Here is a 15,927-nt window from a genome sequence, read left to right as displayed (position 1 = left end):
CAACGCCGCCCGTCCAGACCGTGCCGACTGCAGTCGTCGCGGGCCGGGCCACATAAACGAGCGCGTGTCCGGCCGCCGTCGGCGCGCCTATCGCCCCCGTTCCGCCGCCGTCTCGCCGCCTCGCACGAGCCGCGCAGGCACCGCGCCGCGCAGCGCGTTCGTCAGCATCAGCGCGTCGGCGCGCAGCACGTCGTCGAGCGTGAGCACGCACTCGGACGCCTGCAGCGCCGGATCGTCGAGCAGCACGCCGCGCATCACGCCCGGCAGCACGCCCGACGCCAGCGGCGGCGTGAGCCAGCGCCCGTCCAGCTTCACGAACACGTTCGCCCGCCCGCCTTCCGTCAGCTCGCCGCGCTCGTTGAAGAACAGCATGTCGAACGCGCCGTACGTCTCGGCGTCCTTCCACGCGCGATCGTAATCGGAGCGGCGCGTCGTCTTGTGCGCGAGCAACAGGTCGCCCGAGCGCATCGGCGCGAAGCCGTGCTCGGGGGCGAGCAGCACGTCGACCGCGTCGCCCGCGAGCGGCGCAAGCGGCGCGGCCGCGACATCGAGCGCGCCGTCCTTCGCGAGCGCGACGCGAACGCGGTGCTCGCCATCGGCGAGCTGCGCACAGCGCGCGTCGATGCGCCGCTTCGCCTGCGCTTCGTCGAACACGAAGCCGAGCGCGTCGGCGCTCGAACGCAGCCGCGCGAGATGGCGCTCGAGATGGCGCACGCCGGCCTCGCGCGTCGCGTGCATCGTCTCGAACAGCTGAAGGCCGGGATCGGCATCGGTCAGGAATCGCGCTTTCAATTCGCACTCCGCATATTCGTCGGCGGCGACGCTGTCGAGCACGATGCCCGCGCCGACGCCCATCGTGCCGCACCGCGCGCCGTCGGCCGCCGGCGCGGCGAGCGTCAGCGTGCGGATCGCGACCGACAGGCAGAAGTCGCCGCACGCATGCGTCGCGGCGCACGAGCGGGGTTCGCTCGACGCATGCGCCTCTCGGTTTTTCGCGGCGGTTTCCGCACGCGGTTCGTTATGCGTCGATCCGTGGCCGCCATCCTTCGGCGCGCGCGCCGAAGGAACGTCGGCCGCACCGCCCTTTCCGGCAATTTCGCGCCCGCCGTCGTCCGGCGGCGCATCGAGCCAACCGATCGCGCCCGTATAGAGCCCGCGCGGCGTCGTCTCGATCGCGTCGATCAGCTGCATCGTCTTGTGCTTCGGCGCCCCCGTGATCGAGCCGCACGGGAAAAGCGCGCGCAGCACGTCGGCGAACGTCGCGCCGCCGACGATGCCGGCTTCGACCGTCGACGTCATCTGCCACACCGATGCATACGGCTCGACCGAGAAGAGCGCCGGCACCGTCACCGATCCCGTGCGCGCGATCCGCGCGAGATCGTTGCGCAGCAGATCGACGATCATGACGTTCTCGGCGCGGTTTTTCGCGTCGTTCGCAAGAAACACGGCCGCTGCCGCATCCTCGCGCGGATCGTCCGAGCGCGGCGCGGTGCCCTTCATCGGCCGCGCGCGCAGGAGCGCGCCCGACTTCTCGACGAACAGCTCCGGCGAGCACGACACGACCCACGCACCGCCCGGCAGCGCGACGAGCGCGCCGTAGCGCACCGGCTGGCGCGCGCGCAGGCGGCGATACAGTGCGAGCGGCGCGCCGAACGCCTCGAAGCGCAGCCGGTACGTGTAGTTGATCTGATACGAGTCGCCCGCGCGCAGCGCGTCGTGCACGGCGGCGATCGCCGCGTCGAACGCGTCGCGCGCGACGCTCTTCGTCACGTGCGCGACGCCCGCCGCCGACGGCTCGGCCAAGCCGCCGTCGCGCGAAGCGAGCCACGCGTCGACTTCGTCGCGCGACAGCTTCGCGCATTCGGAAAACAGCAGAAAACGCAGCACGCCGCCGCCGCGCGTTCCGAGCTGCAGGTCGCGCCCGAATTCGTAATCGCCGAGCACGGCCGCGTGCAGCCCGCGCCGCGCATCGTCGGCGACGGCCGCGCACACCGCGTCGAGCTCGGCCGGATCGGCGCAGACGCGCTCGTGCGAGAACCCCAAATACAAACGACTCGACCGCGCTGCCGCGGTCGAGTCGCAATCGTCGAAGAGCGCGAACACCGCGCCCGCTTCGTCAGTCATCCTGCATCACCTGCGTGCTGCGTGCCGTCCGTCACTCGAAGAAGCTCTTCACCCGGTCGAACCAGCTCTTGCTCTGCGGGCTATGACGCGGGCCGCCTTCCGCGAGCGACTTCTCGAACTGCTTGAGCAAATCGCGCTGCTGCTCGGTGAGCTTCACGGGCGTCTCGACCTGCACGTGCACGTACAGATCGCCCGCGATGCTGGAGCGCAGCCCCTTGATGCCCTTGCCGCGCAGACGGAACGTCTTGCCCGACTGCGTGCCTTCCGGCACCGTAAACGACGCGCGGCCGGCGAGCGTCGGCACTTCGATCTCGCCGCCCAGCGCCGCCGTCGTGAACGGAATCGGCATCTGGCAGTGCAGATCGTCGCCGTCTCGCTCGAACACCGAGTGCGGCTTGATGTGGATCTCGACGTACAGATCGCCGGACGGCCCGCCGTTGATGCCCGGCTCGCCGTTGCCCGCCGAGCGGATACGCATGCCGTCGTCGATGCCCGCCGGAATCTTCACCTCGAGCGTCTTGGTTTCCTTCACCTTGCCCGAGCCGTGGCAATGCACGCATGGCTCCGGGATGTAGGTGCCGGTGCCGTGGCACTTCGGACAGGTCTGCTGGATGCTGAAGAAGCCCTGCGACATCCGCACCGTGCCCTGGCCGTGACAGGTCGGGCAGGTTTCCGGCTTCGTGCCCGGCTTCGCGCCCGAGCCGTGGCAAACGCCGCACGACGCCCAGCTCGGCACGCGGATCTGCGTGTCGTAGCCGTGCGCCGCCTGCTCGAGCGTGATTTCCATGCTGTAGCGCAGGTCCGCGCCGCGATACACCTGCGGGCCGCCGCGCGCGCGGCCGCCGCCCGCCGCCTGGCCGAAGATGTCGCCGAAGATGTCGCCGAACGCATCGGCGAAACCGCCGAAGCCTTGCGCGCCGGCCGCCCCCACGTTCGGGTCGACGCCCGCGTGGCCGTACTGGTCGTACGCCGCCCGCTTCTGGCCGTCCGACAGCATTTCATAGGCTTCCTTCGCTTCCTTGAAATGCTCTTCCGCGTCCTTGCTGTCCGGATTGCGGTCAGGGTGGTACTTCATCGCGAGCTTGCGATATGCCTTCTTGATTTCGTCGTCGCTCGCGTTCTTCGCGACGCCCAGAACCTCGTAGTAATCCCGTTTCGCCATATCGTTTCAATGCCGCCGCGCGAAGCGCGCGCAACGGCTCCTCTCGCTTCCAGTAAAGTCTTGCGACTGGTTGAGCGCCGCGCCGGCCGGCCCGCAGAAGCCGGCCGGCGCGGCGCTCGCCATAAAACAAATGTGCCCGGAGAGCCGCGAGGCCCGCCAGGCGCAAGTATGATCCGCCAATTCGGCAGTGAAGCAACGGACCCGGGAAGGCCGCGCCGGGCGCCTCGCGTGGGCGCCCGGCGCGGCCGAACCTCGACCCGGCTTCAGTCCTTCTTCACTTCCTTGAAGTCGGCGTCGACGACGTCGTCGGCCGCCTGCGCGCCGCCCTGCGCCGCACCTTCGGCTGCCGCGCCGGCAGCGCCCGCCGCGCCGGCCTGCTGCGCCTGCATGTCGGCGTACATCTTCTCGCCGAGCTTCTGCGACGCCGTCGCGACCGCTTCGATCTTCGCATCGATCGCCGCCTTGTCGCTCGACGCGCTCTTCAGCACGTCCTCGAGCTCCTTGAGCGCCGCTTCGATCTTCTCCTTCTCGCCCGCCTCCAGCTTGTCGCCGTACTCGGTGAGCGCCTTCTTCGTGCTGTGCACGAGCGCGTCGCCCTGGTTGCGGGATTCGGCGAGCTCACGCAGCTTGTGGTCTTCCGCCGCGTTCGCTTCCGCGTCCTTCACCATCTTCTCGATCTCGGCTTCGGACAGGCCCGAGTTCGCCTTGATCGTGATCTTGTTCTCCTTGCCGGTCGCCTTGTCCTTCGCACCGACGTGCAGGATGCCGTTCGCGTCGATGTCGAAGGTCACTTCGATCTGCGGCACGCCGCGCGGCGCGGGCGGGATGCCCTCGAGGTTGAACTCGCCGAGCAGCTTGTTGCCCGCCGCCATCTCGCGCTCGCCCTGGAACACCTTGATCGTCACGGCGCCCTGGTTGTCGTCCGCCGTCGAATACACCTGCGCGTGCTTCGTCGGGATCGTCGTGTTCTTGTTGATCATCTTCGTCATCACGCCGCCCAACGTCTCGATGCCGAGCGACAGCGGGGTCACGTCGAGCAGCAGCACGTCCTTGCGGTCACCCGACAGCACCTGGCCCTGGATCGCCGCGCCGACGGCAACGGCTTCGTCCGGGTTCACGTCGCGGCGCGGGTCCTTGCCGAAGAACTCCTTCACCTTCTCCATGACCTTCGGCATGCGGGTCTGGCCGCCGACGAGAATCACGTCGTCGATGTCCGACACCTTGACGCCCGCGTCCTTGATCGCGATCCGGCACGGCTCGATCGTGCGCTCGACCAGTTCCTCGACGAGCGCCTCGAGCTTCGCGCGCGTGACCTTCAGGTTCAGGTGCTTCGGGCCCGACGCGTCGGCCGTGATGTACGGCAGGTTGATTTCGGTCTGCTGGCCCGACGACAGCTCGATCTTCGCCTTTTCGGCGGCTTCCTTCAGGCGCTGCAGCGCGAGCACGTCCTTCGACAGGTCGACGCCCTGCTCCTTCTTGAACTCGCCGATGATGTAGTCGATGATGCGCTGGTCGAAGTCCTCGCCGCCGAGGAACGTGTCGCCGTTGGTCGACAGCACTTCGAACTGCATTTCGCCGTCGACGTCCGCGATCTCGATGATCGACACGTCGAACGTGCCGCCGCCGAGGTCATACACCGCGATCTTGCGGTCGCCCTTCTCGGCCTTGTCGAGGCCGAACGCGAGCGCCGCGGCCGTCGGCTCGTTGATGATCCGCTTGACTTCGAGGCCGGCGATGCGGCCTGCGTCCTTCGTCGCCTGACGCTGGCTGTCGTTGAAGTACGCCGGCACCGTGATCACGGCTTCCGTGACCGGCTCGCCGAGGTAATCCTCAGCGGTTTTCTTCATCTTGCGCAGCACTTCGGCCGATACCTGCGGCGGCGCGAGCTTCTGGTCGTGCGCTTCCACCCACGCGTCGCCGTTGTCCGCCTTGGTGATCTTGTAGGGCATCAGGCCGATGTCCTTCTGCACTTCCTTTTCCTCGAAGCGGCGGCCGATCAGGCGCTTGACCGCGAAGAGCGTGTTTTTCGGGTTCGTCACCGATTGACGCTTGGCGGGCGCGCCGACGAGGACCTCGTTGTCGTCCATGTAGGCGATGATCGACGGCGTCGTGCGCGCGCCTTCCGAGTTCTCGATGACCTTGACCTGATTGCCTTCCATCACGGCGACGCACGAGTTCGTGGTGCCGAGGTCAATACCGATGATCTTTCCCATTTTTCCTAATCTCCAGAAATTCCGTTCGCTGCGTCGCGCCGGGTTGCATCCGCCGCGCCGCGCCAAATTCGACTCTGCACTCGAAATAAGTGCGGCCGCGCCGTTTTCAAGACCCCGAAGACGATGCGGCCATTAAATTTTTTCAATCGGCGGGACGCCCGGCTTCGCCCGCGGCGTCAGCCTTCGCGCGGGCCGCGGCGACGGCCGCCTCGAACTGCGCGAGCCCGTGCCGGCTGGTCGCCCGGCCGAGCTTCCTGACGCGCCGAAAGAACAACCAGGTCGGCACGCCGTGCAGCGCGAAGCGCCGCGCGAGCGCGCGATGTTCGTAGGCGTCGCCATGGAACCATTCGAGGCCGAGCGCGCGGATCGCGTCAGGGTTCGCGAGCATCGCCTTCTTCGCGATTTCGCAGTTGAAGCAGTCGGCGCCGCGAGCCAAGCCCCCTTGGGGGCGCCCCAGAAGGACACGGCGGCGAGCGCATCGCCCGCGCTCGCGAGCCCGGCGTCGAAATTCGCGGCATCCAGCGCCCGCATGTCGAACGCCGCGAACGCCGCCGCGTCGACGCCCGTGCCCGCCATCGCCGCCGCTTACTTCGACTGCGCGACCGTCACGAGCGCCGGACGCAGCACGCGGTCGGCGATCGTGTACCCCTTTTGCAGCACGGCGACGACCGTGTTCGGCTCCTGGTCGGCCGGCACCATCGAAATCGCCTGGTGCAGATGCGGATCGAACTTCTCGCCGACCGGATTGAGCGCCGCGACGCGGCCCTTCTCGAGCGCGCTCGCCAGTTGGCGCAGCGTCAGCTCGACGCCTTCGCGGACCTTCGCGAGATCGCCGGACGTATCGCCGAGCGCCGCCTCGAGGCTGTCGAGCACGGGCAGCAGGTTTTCGGCGAAGCCCTCGATCGCGAACTTGTGCGCCTTCGCGACGTCATCCTGCGCGCGGCGGCGCACGTTTTCGGTTTCCGCCTTCGCGCGCAGGAAGCTTTCCTGCAACTCGGCGATCTTGGCTTGAGCCTCGGCGAGCGCGGCTTCGGCAGCCGGCGCCGCGTTTTCCGCGGCCTGCGCCTCGCGACCGGTTTCTTCAGTCGTTTGGTCAGTCGGGTTCTCTTGCGTGTTTTCCATATCGCTAGAAAGTCGGTTTAGAGGTTAATGCCAAAACGGCAACCGGTTCCGCGCTTTTGCGGGCAAACGGCCGGCGCCGCACAATATCGGTGCAAATGGGGCCCGGGGCGGCAAATTCAAGAGGAGTTTCCGCAAGAATCGCGCCCCCGGCGAAGGCATCGCGCCGCATTGCGGTGCGATGCGGCCGCGCGTCGCGAATTCGGGCCGAAACGGCCTGTAACAACCCTTACCGACCGTTCGCTGGATCGCACCAATGCGCTGAACTACACTTCCATCAGGCGTGTCGCGGAGCACGTATACCCTACCCCGACAGTCGCCCGACACCGGACCAGAGGCCCTTTCACCCGTCTTCTCGAGGGGAGTACCGTGAAACTGACCTTCGCTATCTCGGCAGTCGCGCTGGTACTCATCGCCGGCACGACGACCATCTGCCTATCGGGCGCCGTCACCGAACGGACGACCGAATACGGCAGCGCACGCGCGACGTTCGATCAGCTATTCAGTTCTCATTCGAAAATCTGTCGATGACGCGGCGGTCCCGCTTCGTCGGCCGCCCGTGCAACTGCGCCGCCGGCTCGCGGAAATGCCGGCGCCGCTCGAGTTCCGCGAGACGCTTCTCCCGCCCCGCTTCCGTCTCCGCGTAGAGCGTCTGCGCGACGCTCGCGGGCCCGCGCACGTCGCACACGCCGAGCACGTCAACCTCCCAGACGACGCCTTCGATCGTCACGTCGACCCGATCGCCGACGCGCACCTCCTTCGCCGGCTTGACGGCCGCGCCGCCGATCCTCACCCGCCCTTTTTCGACGGCGTCGGCCGCGAGCGAACGGGTCTTGAAAAAGCGCGCAGCCCAGAGCCACTTGTCGATGCGCAGCCGCGCGCCGGGTTCGGTCGATATCTTGAAATTCATGGCGGTCAGCTCACGGCCTCCGGTGCCGGCGCCGCGCGCACCGGCCAGCCTTGCAGGTTTTCGGCGGCGATCTCGCCGAGCGCCGAGATCCATGCGCGCGACGCATTCAGGCACGGAATCCGGTGAAACTCCTTGCCGCCGCCGTGCAGGAACTCGCCGCGCCCCTCGATCCCGATTTCCTCGATCGTCTCGAGGCAGTCGGCGGTGAAGCCCGGGCAGAACACGTCCGTGCGGCGCACGCCCGCCGCGCCCAGCTCCCTGAGCGTCGGCGCGGTATAGGGCTGCAGCCACTCGGCCTTGCCGAAGCGCGACTGGAACGTGACCCGGCACTCGAACGTCGTCAGGCCGAGCGCGGACATCAGCAGCGCGGCCGTCTGCTGGCATTGATCGTGGTACGGATCGCCGAGATCGAGCGTGCGCTTCGGCACGCCGTGAAAGCTCAGCACGAGCTTGTCGCCCGAATCGAACGCGGGCCGGCCGTGCACCGCCCAATAGTGGCGAACCTGCTCGGCAAGCGCGTGAATGTAGGCCGGATGGTCGGCGTAGTGGCGCACGGTGCGAATCTCGGGCTGGTTGCGCATCCGGCCGAGCGCGGCGAACGCCGCGTCAAACGCGGTGGCCGTCGTCGACGCCGAATATTGCGGGTACATCGGCAGCAGCAGCACGCGCTCGGCGCCCGCGCGCTTGAGCTGCGCGAGCACGTCGGCGATGCTCGGCGTGCCGTAGCGCATCGCGTACTCGACGATCACCCGGTAGCCGTTCGCCGCGAAGAGCGGCCGCACGCTCTCGACCTGGCGCTCCGTATGCACGCGCAGCGGCGAGCCTTCGGACAGCCAGACGGCCGCGTACTTCTTCGCGGACGCGCGGCTGCGCAGCGGCAGGATCAGCGTGCGCAGGAGAGCCTGCCAGACGAGCTGCGGGATCTCGACGACCCGCGGATCGGACAGGAATTGCGCGAGATAGCGGCGCACCGCGCGCGGCGTCGGCTCGTCGGGCGTGCCGAGATTGACGAGCAGCACGGCGACGCGGTGGGCGGCCGACGCGTGCGACGGCGGTTCGAGGTCAAAACGCATGGAAAGAGCGTGCCTGGGCACCGAATCGAACGACACTCATTATAGCGGGGCGGCCCGGGGCCACCAGTCGGCCGTCCGGCCGATTGCACGGCGAGCGGCGCGCCGGCACGATGGCGGTGACGGATTCGAGCGAGGGGAAAACGGCGTCGGATGCCGAAAAAGTATGATGAAACGGCGATGAAACGCGGACGGAACCGGTTACTGCTGGCTGAGCGTCATCGACAGGAGGCGCGCGGTGATGTCGACGATCGGAATCACGCGGTTGTAGGCCATCCGCGTCGGGCCGATCACGCCGAGCGTGCCGACGATCTTGCCGTTGACCTCGTACGGCGCCGTCACGACGCTCATCTCGTCGATCGGCACGAGCGTCGATTCGCCGCCGATGAAGATCTGCACGCCCTGCGCGTGGCTCGACACGTCGAGCAGTTGCAGCAGGCTCGTCTTCTGGTCGAATACGTCGAACAGCTTGCGCAGCCGCGCCATGTCGGACGACAGATCCGCCACTTCGAGCAGGTTGCGCTCGCCGGAAATCAGCACGGTTTCCTCGTCGTCGGCCTCCTCGGTGCTCGCCGTGACGGCCGCGTGCATCAGCGCCGTCATGTCGCCGCGCAGCTCGTCGATTTCCTCGCGCAGCCGGCGGCGCACCTCGTCGAACGACAGGCCGGCGAAGTGCGCGTTGATGTAGTTCGACGCCTCGGTGAGCTGCGCGGGCGTGTAGTCGCGCTGCGTCGCGATCATGCGGTTCTGCACGTCGCCTTCGGGCGTCACGATGATGAGGAGTATCCGCTTGTCCGACAGGCGCAGGAATTCGATCTGCTTGAACACGTGGCTGCGGCGCGGCGTCAGCACGACGCCCGCGAACTGCGACAGGTTCGACAACACGCTCGCCGCGGCCGCGACGACCTTCTGCTGCGGCTCGCCCGCCTGCAGCGTGGTCTGCACGAGCCGCGTGACGGCGTCGGCATCGATCGGCGACTCGACGGTCAGCATCGTGTCGACGAACAGGCGATAGCCGCGCGGCGTCGGCACGCGCCCCGCCGACGTGTGAGGGCTCGACACGAGGCCGAGCTCCTCCAGGTCGGACATCACGTTGCGGATCGTCGCCGGGCTCAGCTCGAGCCCGGAATAACGAGACAACGTGCGCGATCCGACCGGCTGACCGTCGGCGATATACCGCTCGATCAGGGTCTTGAGGAGGGTTCGTGCGCGTGGATCTAGCATGACGGAAAATTTTAGCGCAACCGGGCGGCGCCCGCGAGCATCCCGTGCGCGCCGCCCGCTTGCCCCGCTTGCCCCGCTTGCCCCGCTTGCACCCGCTTGCACCCGCTTGCGACCGGCTTGCGACCGCCCTTGGCCCGTTTTGCCGCCCCCCGGGCCGGCGAGCGGTTCTTTTCGTCATCGAGCTATGGTGTAATGCCGGCATGAAAATCGGCCACCAATTCCATACCGTCGCGCTCGTCGGACGCAGCAACACGCCCGGCATCGCCGAGCCGCTCGTGTCGCTGGCCGCGTGCATCGCGAAGCGCGGCTTCGAAGTCGTGTTCGAGGCGGACACGGCGCAGGCGATCGGCAGCGCGGGCTACCCGGCGCTCACGCCCGCCGAGATCGGCGCGCGCGCCGACGTCGCGGTCGTGCTGGGCGGCGACGGCACGATGCTCGGCATCGGCCGCCAGCTCGCGCCGTACAAGACGCCGCTCATCGGCATCAACCACGGCCGGCTCGGCTTCATCACCGACATCCCGGCGTCCGACATGCAGGAAGTCGTGCCGATGATGCTCGCGGGCAGCTACGAGCGCGAGGAACGCACGCTGCTCGAGTCGAGGATCGTGCGCAGCGGTGAGCCGATCTACCACGCGCTCGCGTTCAACGACGTCGTCGTCAACCGCAGCGGCTTCTCCGGCATGGCCGAGCTGCGCGTGTCGGTCGACGGCCGGTTCATGTACAACCAGCGCTCGGACGGCCTCATCGTCGCGACGCCGACGGGCTCGACCGCATACGCGCTGTCGTCGCAGGGGCCGATCCTGCATCCGCAGCTGCAGGGGATCGTACTGGTGCCGATCGCGCCGCACGCGCTGTCGAACCGGCCGATCGTGCTGCCGGACGATTCGAAGATCGCGATCCAGATCATCGGCGGGCGCGACGTGAACGTGAACTTCGACATGCAATCGTTCACCGCACTCGAGCTGAACGACACGATCGAGGTGCGCCGCTCGAAGCACACGGTGCCGTTCCTGCATCCCGTCGGCTACAGCTACTACGCGACGCTGCGCAAGAAGCTGCACTGGAACGAACACCCGTCGAGCGAAGAAGAAGACGACGACGCATAAGTCCTGACGCCATCCTCCGACGACACCCATGCTCCGCCACCTCTCGATCCGCGACTTCGTCATCGTCGCCGCGCTCGATCTCGAATTCGACAGCGGCTTCACAGTTTTCTCAGGCGAAACGGGCGCCGGCAAATCGATCCTGATCGACGCGCTCGCGCTCGCGCTCGGCGAGCGCGCCGACGCGAGCGTCGTGCGCACCGGCAGCAGCCGCGCCGACATCAGCGCCGAATTCACGCCGCACGACCGCGTCGTGCGCTGGCTCGACGAGCACGCGTTCGACGCCGACGACACGGTAATGCTGCGGCGCGTCGTCGACGCGGGCGGCCGCTCGCGCGCGTTCATCAACGGCACGAGCGCGACGCTCGCGCAGCTGCGCGAAGTGGGCGAGATGCTCGTCGACATACACGGCCAGCACGCGCATCAGTTGCTGATGCGCGCCGACGCGCAGCGCGAGCTGTTCGACACGCACTCGGGGCTCGTCGCCGACGCAGGCGCGGTCGCGCGCGGCTACCGCGCGTGGCACGACGCGACGCAGGCGATCGACGCCGCGCAAGCGCACGAGCGCGAGCGCCAGCTCGAGCGCGAAAAGCTCGCGTGGCAGCTCGCCGAGCTCGACAAGCTCGCGCCGCAGCCGGGCGAATGGGCCGAGATCAGCGCCGAACACAAGCGCCTCACGCATTCGGCGAACCTGATCGACGGCGTGCAGGGCGCGCTCGACGCGATCTCCGAATCGGACGACGCGATGCTCACGCAACTGGGCGCGATCGTATCGAAGCTCAGAAGCCTCGCCGAGTACGATCCCGCGCTCAACGACGCGCTCGCGTCGCTCGAGCCGGCCGAGATCCAGTTGCAGGAGGCGTCGTACTCGCTGTCGCACTATGCGCAGCGGCTCGACCTCGATCCGGATCGGCTCGCGCAGGTCGAAACGCGGCTCGACGCGCTGCACTCGACCGCGCGCAAGTTCCGGCTGCCGCCCGAGACGCTGCACGACGAGCACGAAGCGCGCCGCGCGCAGCTCGCCGAGCTCGACGCCGCCGCCGATCTGAGCGCGCTGCAGGCGATCGCCGACAAGGCGAAGGAAGCGTATCTCGCTGACGCGAGGAAGCTGTCGAAGGCGCGCGCGCAGGCCGCGAAGGCGCTCGGCGCGGCGGTGACGACGGGCATGCAGGAGTTGTCGATGGCGGGCGGGAGCTTCGAGGTCGCGCTCGTGCCGCTCGCCGAAGGCGGCGCGCACGGGCTCGAGCAGGTCGAGTTCCGCGTCGCGGGCCACGCGGGCGTGCCGCTGCGGCCGCTCGCGAAGGTCGCGTCGGGCGGCGAGCTCGCGCGGATCAGCTTGGCGCTCGCGGTGATCGCGAGCGCGGCGAGCCCGACGCCGACGCTCATCTTCGACGAAGTCGACACGGGCATCGGCGGCGGCGTCGCCGAGGTGGTCGGGCGGCTGCTGCATCAGCTCGGGCAGATGCGGCAGGTGCTGTGCGTCACGCACCTGCCGCAGGTCGCGGCGCGCGGCGACCAGCATTTCCAGGTCGCGAAGGGACAGGACGGCGCAGGCGGCACCGTGTCGACGGTCGTGCCGCTCGACCGTGCGAACCGGATCGAGGAAGTCGCGCGGATGCTCGGCGGCCTCGAGATCACCGCGACGACGCGCAAGCACGCAAAGGAGATGCTGACCGCGTGACGCGGCGGCATGCATGCCGGCCGCGACGGAACCCGCGCGGCGCGGCTGCGGTCGCGGTCGCGGTCGCGGTTGGCGGTTGGCGGTTGGCGGTTGGCGGCTGGCGGCTGGCGGCTGGCGGCTGGCGGCTGGCGGCTGGCGGCTGGCGGCAAGCAGTCAATCAGTTCGCCATTCTGTCCGGCGAGCGATTCACCTCCGCCATCAGTTGAGATCTTTAACCGGCCTCAGCACACGAAATTCCTGACACGTCCGGCTGTCTCCATCTCCGTTTCCGCAGCTCAGCCACAGAGCTACAGCCGCAGACATCGTCGGCGCCCCAGCGCATCGCTGCGCCCCTCCGGCGCACCCGGACAAATCGCGCGACAATCGGCGCACGGCGGCGCCGGCGAGTTCGCCCGGCGTCGCGAGCGTCGGGCAGCGGCCGCGCGCAAGCGCCTTCTCGTCTTTCTCGTCTTTCTCGTCCTTCTCGTCCCTCCGCCCTTCCCACCACCTGCTACCCGCTCCCCGCTACGCCCCGAACACGCGATTCCACAGCGCGGCCACCGCGTCCCGCTCGGCCGCGACCCGCTCCGGCTCGACGCGCGCCTTCTCCATCCCGTCGAGCCGCAGCCGGTGCTGCAGCCTCCGGTAGATCCGGTAGGCGGCGCCGACCGTCTCCGCTTCCTCCTCGCTCATCAGCCCGAAGCGCGACACCTCGCGCAGCAGCGCGATATTGCCGGTGTTGCGAATCATCTCCGGATGGCGCGCCGCGTGCAGCAGCACCCAGTACTGGACGATGAACTCGATGTCGACCATCCCGCCGCGGTCGTGCTTCAGATCGAACAGCTCGCTCGTGTTCGGATGCCCGGCGAACACCTTGTCGCGCATCCCGACGATCTCGGTCGCGAGCACCGCCGCGTCGCGCGGCGTCGTCAGCACCTGCACGCGGATCGCCTCGAACGCCGCGCCGATCCGCGCGTCGCCCGCGCTGTAGCGCGCGCGCGTGAGCGCCTGGTGCTCCCACACCCACGCGGTGTTCGCCGCGTCGCCCTCGCGCAGCTGATAGCGGCGGAACGCGTCGAGATCGGTGACGAGCAGCCCCGCCTCGCCGTTCGGCCGCAGCCGCAGGTCGATGTCGAACAGCGTGCCCGCGCCCGTCGCGGTGGTGAGCCACGTGATCAGGCGCCGCGTGAACGTCGTGTAGACGTCCGCCGCGCGCTCGTCCGGATCGTCGTACAGGAAAATCAGGTCGAGATCGGACGCGTAGCCGAGCTCCTTGCCGCCGAGCTTGCCGTACGCGATCACCGCGAAACGCGGCGTGTCGCAGTGCCGCTTCGCGAGCTGCGCCCAGACGACGCCGATCGTCACGTCGAGCATCGCGTCGGCGAGTTCCGACAGGCGGTCGCTCACGTGCTCGACCGACAGCTTGCCCGCCAGATCGAGCAGCAGAATCCGGAACACTTCGGCCTGGTGCGCGTGGCGCAACAGATCCATCTGGTGCTCGGCGCCGTCGGCGGCGGCGAGCCGCTTGCGCAGCGCGTCCTTGAACGCCGGCCAGTCGAACGGGCTCGCAATCGCTTCGTCGTCGAGCAGCTCGTCGAGCAATTGCGGGTGGCGGATCAGGTAGCCGCCGCCCCAGCGCGTCGCGCCGAGCACCGACAGCACCCGCTGCAACGCCGCCGGATATTCGGTCAGGAGCGCGAGATACGCGCCGCGCCGGCCGACGGTCTCGAGCAGGTCGAAGCAGCGCACCACGGTCTCGTCGCGATGCGCGGCGTCGATGCGCGGCGCCGCCTCGAGCGCGCGCTGCGCGACGCGGTCGAAGCGCACACGGCTCGATTCCGGCAGCCCCGTGTAGCGCGACGAGCGCCACACCGCCTGCAGCCGCGCGAGCACCGCCGCCGGATCGGCGAAGCCGAGCTCGGCCAGGCGCGCGGCGAGCGCGTCGTCGGCGCCGTCGTCGGCGAGCGCGCCGCTCCAGATGCAGCCCGCCGCGCCGCCTTCGTCCGCGCCGCGCTTGCCGCCGCCCGCCTTGTCGGCGAACACCTGGTCGAACTGCGCCTCGACGAACGCGCGGTGCCGGTCGAGCTCCGCCGCGAGCGCCGCGTAATCGGCGAACCCGAGCGACGCCGCGAGCGCCGCACGCTCGGCCGGATCGACGGGCATCGCATGCGTCTGCGCGTCGTTCCGGTATTGCAGCCGGTGCTCGAGCGTGCGCAGGAACAGATAGGCGTCGGCGAGGCCCGCGCGCACGTCTTCCGCGATCAGGCCGCTCGCGCTCGCGTGGCGCAGCACGGCGAGCGTCGGGCGCACCCGGAAGCCCGCGTCCTGCCCGCCGCGAATCAGCTGGAACACCTGCGCGCTGAACTCGATCTCGCGAATCCCGCCGCGGCCGAGCTTGATGTCGTCGGCCTTGTCGGGCCGCATCGTCGCGCGCCGCCGCGCCTCCTGCCGGATCTGCTCGTGCAGCGACCGGATCGCGCCGATCACGCCGAAATCGAGATAGCGCCGGTAGACGAACGGCTTGACGATCGCGTCGAGCTGCTGCGCGAGGCGGCGCGCGGCGGCGCTTTCGCGCTCGGTCACGAGCCGGCCCTTGATCCACGCATAGCGCTCCCACTCGCGCCCCTGCACGTAGAAGTACTCCTCGAGCATGCCGAGGCTGCAAACGAGCGGGCCGGAATCGCCGTTCGGGCGCAGCCGCATGTCGACGCGAAACACGTAGCCGTCGGCGGTCGCCTCGGACAGCACGCCGATCAGGCGCCGGCCGAGCCGCGTGAAGAACTCCTGCGCGGAGATCGGCGCGCGGGCGCCGCCCGCCGTCTCGCCGTCGTCCTCGTAGACGAAGATCAAGTCGATGTCCGACGATACGTTCAGCTCGCGGCCGCCGAGCTTGCCCATCCCGACGACGCCGAGCGCGAGCCGCTCGCCCGACGGGCCGCGGGGCTCCCCGTACAGCGCCTCGAGCTCGGCCGACAGCAGCGCGAGCGAGCGCTGGATCGCGGCCTCCGCGAGGTCCGTCATCGCGCCCGTGACTTCGGCGACATCGGCGCGCCCCGACAGGTCGCGCTCGGCGATCGCGCCGAACGCCTCGGCGCGCAGCTGCCGCAGCGCCTTTTTCAACGCGTCCTCGGACGGCGGCTGGCCGCCTTCGGCGAGCAGCGCGTCGAGGCGCGAATCGAGCGCCGCGCGGGCGACGGGCGCGGCCGCCCACGCGGCGATGCGCGCGGCGAGCGCCGGCCGCGCCGCGACCGCGCGGGCGAGATAGTGCGAGTAGGAAAGGGACGGCAGGTCGGAAGCGTCGGTCATCGTCGAACGCGCGTGGCGCGGTGAAAGGCCGCGGGC

The 15,927-nt window shown here is 69.1% G+C and carries 11 protein-coding genes and 1 pseudogene; 3 read left to right on the top strand and 9 right to left on the bottom strand.

The window, feature by feature from the left end; translation table 11 throughout:
- Positions 1-87: 87 nt before the first annotated feature.
- The 5 genes and pseudogenes from WS78_RS03015 to grpE form a co-directional block, all read right to left on the bottom strand.
- Positions 88-2,124, bottom strand: coding sequence for a chorismate-binding protein (locus tag WS78_RS03015; protein ID WP_059583438.1), 2,037 nt, complete (start codon positions 2,122-2,124; stop codon positions 88-90).
- Between the two features lie 31 nt (positions 2,125-2,155).
- Positions 2,156-3,286 (bottom strand): molecular chaperone DnaJ, encoded by a 1,131-nt coding sequence (gene dnaJ, locus WS78_RS03010; RefSeq protein ID WP_038753330.1) that lies wholly within the window; start codon positions 3,284-3,286, stop codon positions 2,156-2,158.
- A 263-nt stretch (positions 3,287-3,549) separates the two neighbouring features.
- The gene (gene dnaK / locus WS78_RS03005; protein WP_038753329.1) at positions 3,550-5,499 is read right to left on the bottom strand and encodes a molecular chaperone DnaK; all 1,950 of its coding nucleotides are present in this window, start codon (positions 5,497-5,499) and stop codon (positions 3,550-3,552) included.
- A gap of 142 nt (positions 5,500-5,641) precedes the next feature.
- A pseudogene (locus WS78_RS03000) lies at positions 5,642-6,075 on the bottom strand (thioredoxin family protein).
- Positions 6,076-6,084: 9 nt separating this feature from the next.
- Complete coding sequence (gene grpE, locus WS78_RS02995) at positions 6,085-6,621, bottom strand: nucleotide exchange factor GrpE (protein ID WP_059583436.1); 537 nt, start codon at positions 6,619-6,621, stop codon at positions 6,085-6,087.
- Positions 6,622-6,987: 366 nt separating this feature from the next.
- Between grpE and WS78_RS36940 the strand changes: the two genes are divergently transcribed.
- Positions 6,988-7,149 (top strand): hypothetical protein, encoded by a 162-nt coding sequence (locus WS78_RS36940; protein ID WP_162836178.1) that lies wholly within the window; start codon positions 6,988-6,990, stop codon positions 7,147-7,149.
- Here WS78_RS36940 and WS78_RS02990 read toward each other — a convergent pair.
- From WS78_RS02990 to hrcA, 3 genes are all read right to left on the bottom strand, one after another.
- Positions 7,121-7,528 (bottom strand): RNA-binding S4 domain-containing protein, encoded by a 408-nt coding sequence (locus tag WS78_RS02990; RefSeq protein ID WP_038753327.1) that lies wholly within the window; start codon positions 7,526-7,528, stop codon positions 7,121-7,123. The genes WS78_RS36940 and WS78_RS02990 overlap by 29 nt on opposite strands.
- Before the next feature lie 5 nt (positions 7,529-7,533).
- Positions 7,534-8,601: a ferrochelatase gene (gene hemH / locus WS78_RS02985; RefSeq protein ID WP_059583433.1), complete on the bottom strand. Its 1,068-nt coding sequence runs from the start codon at positions 8,599-8,601 to the stop codon at positions 7,534-7,536.
- Positions 8,602-8,799: 198 nt separating this feature from the next.
- Entirely contained in the window at positions 8,800-9,822 is a 1,023-nt protein-coding gene (gene hrcA, locus WS78_RS02980; protein WP_038753325.1) for a heat-inducible transcriptional repressor HrcA, read from the bottom strand.
- A gap of 200 nt (positions 9,823-10,022) precedes the next feature.
- Here hrcA and WS78_RS02975 point away from each other — a divergent pair, with 200 nt between their 5' ends.
- Together WS78_RS02975 and recN are read left to right on the top strand one after the other, a co-directional pair.
- A complete protein-coding gene (locus WS78_RS02975; protein WP_038753324.1) occupies positions 10,023-10,928 on the top strand; it encodes an NAD kinase in 906 nt (301 codons plus the stop codon).
- A 28-nt stretch (positions 10,929-10,956) separates the two neighbouring features.
- Positions 10,957-12,606: a DNA repair protein RecN gene (gene recN / locus WS78_RS02970; protein WP_059583431.1), complete on the top strand. Its 1,650-nt coding sequence runs from the start codon at positions 10,957-10,959 to the stop codon at positions 12,604-12,606.
- A 504-nt stretch (positions 12,607-13,110) separates the two neighbouring features.
- On the opposite strand, the gene glnE is transcribed toward recN, so the two are convergent.
- Positions 13,111-15,891, bottom strand: coding sequence for a bifunctional [glutamate--ammonia ligase]-adenylyl-L-tyrosine phosphorylase/[glutamate--ammonia-ligase] adenylyltransferase (gene glnE / locus WS78_RS02960; RefSeq protein ID WP_059583429.1), 2,781 nt, complete (start codon positions 15,889-15,891; stop codon positions 13,111-13,113).
- Positions 15,892-15,927: the final 36 nt, after the last annotated feature.

The organism is Burkholderia savannae, from assembly GCF_001524445.2.
In the GTDB taxonomy this organism is placed as follows: domain Bacteria; phylum Pseudomonadota; class Gammaproteobacteria; order Burkholderiales; family Burkholderiaceae; genus Burkholderia; species Burkholderia savannae.
This window is presented reverse-complemented; position numbering and strand designations above follow the sequence as displayed.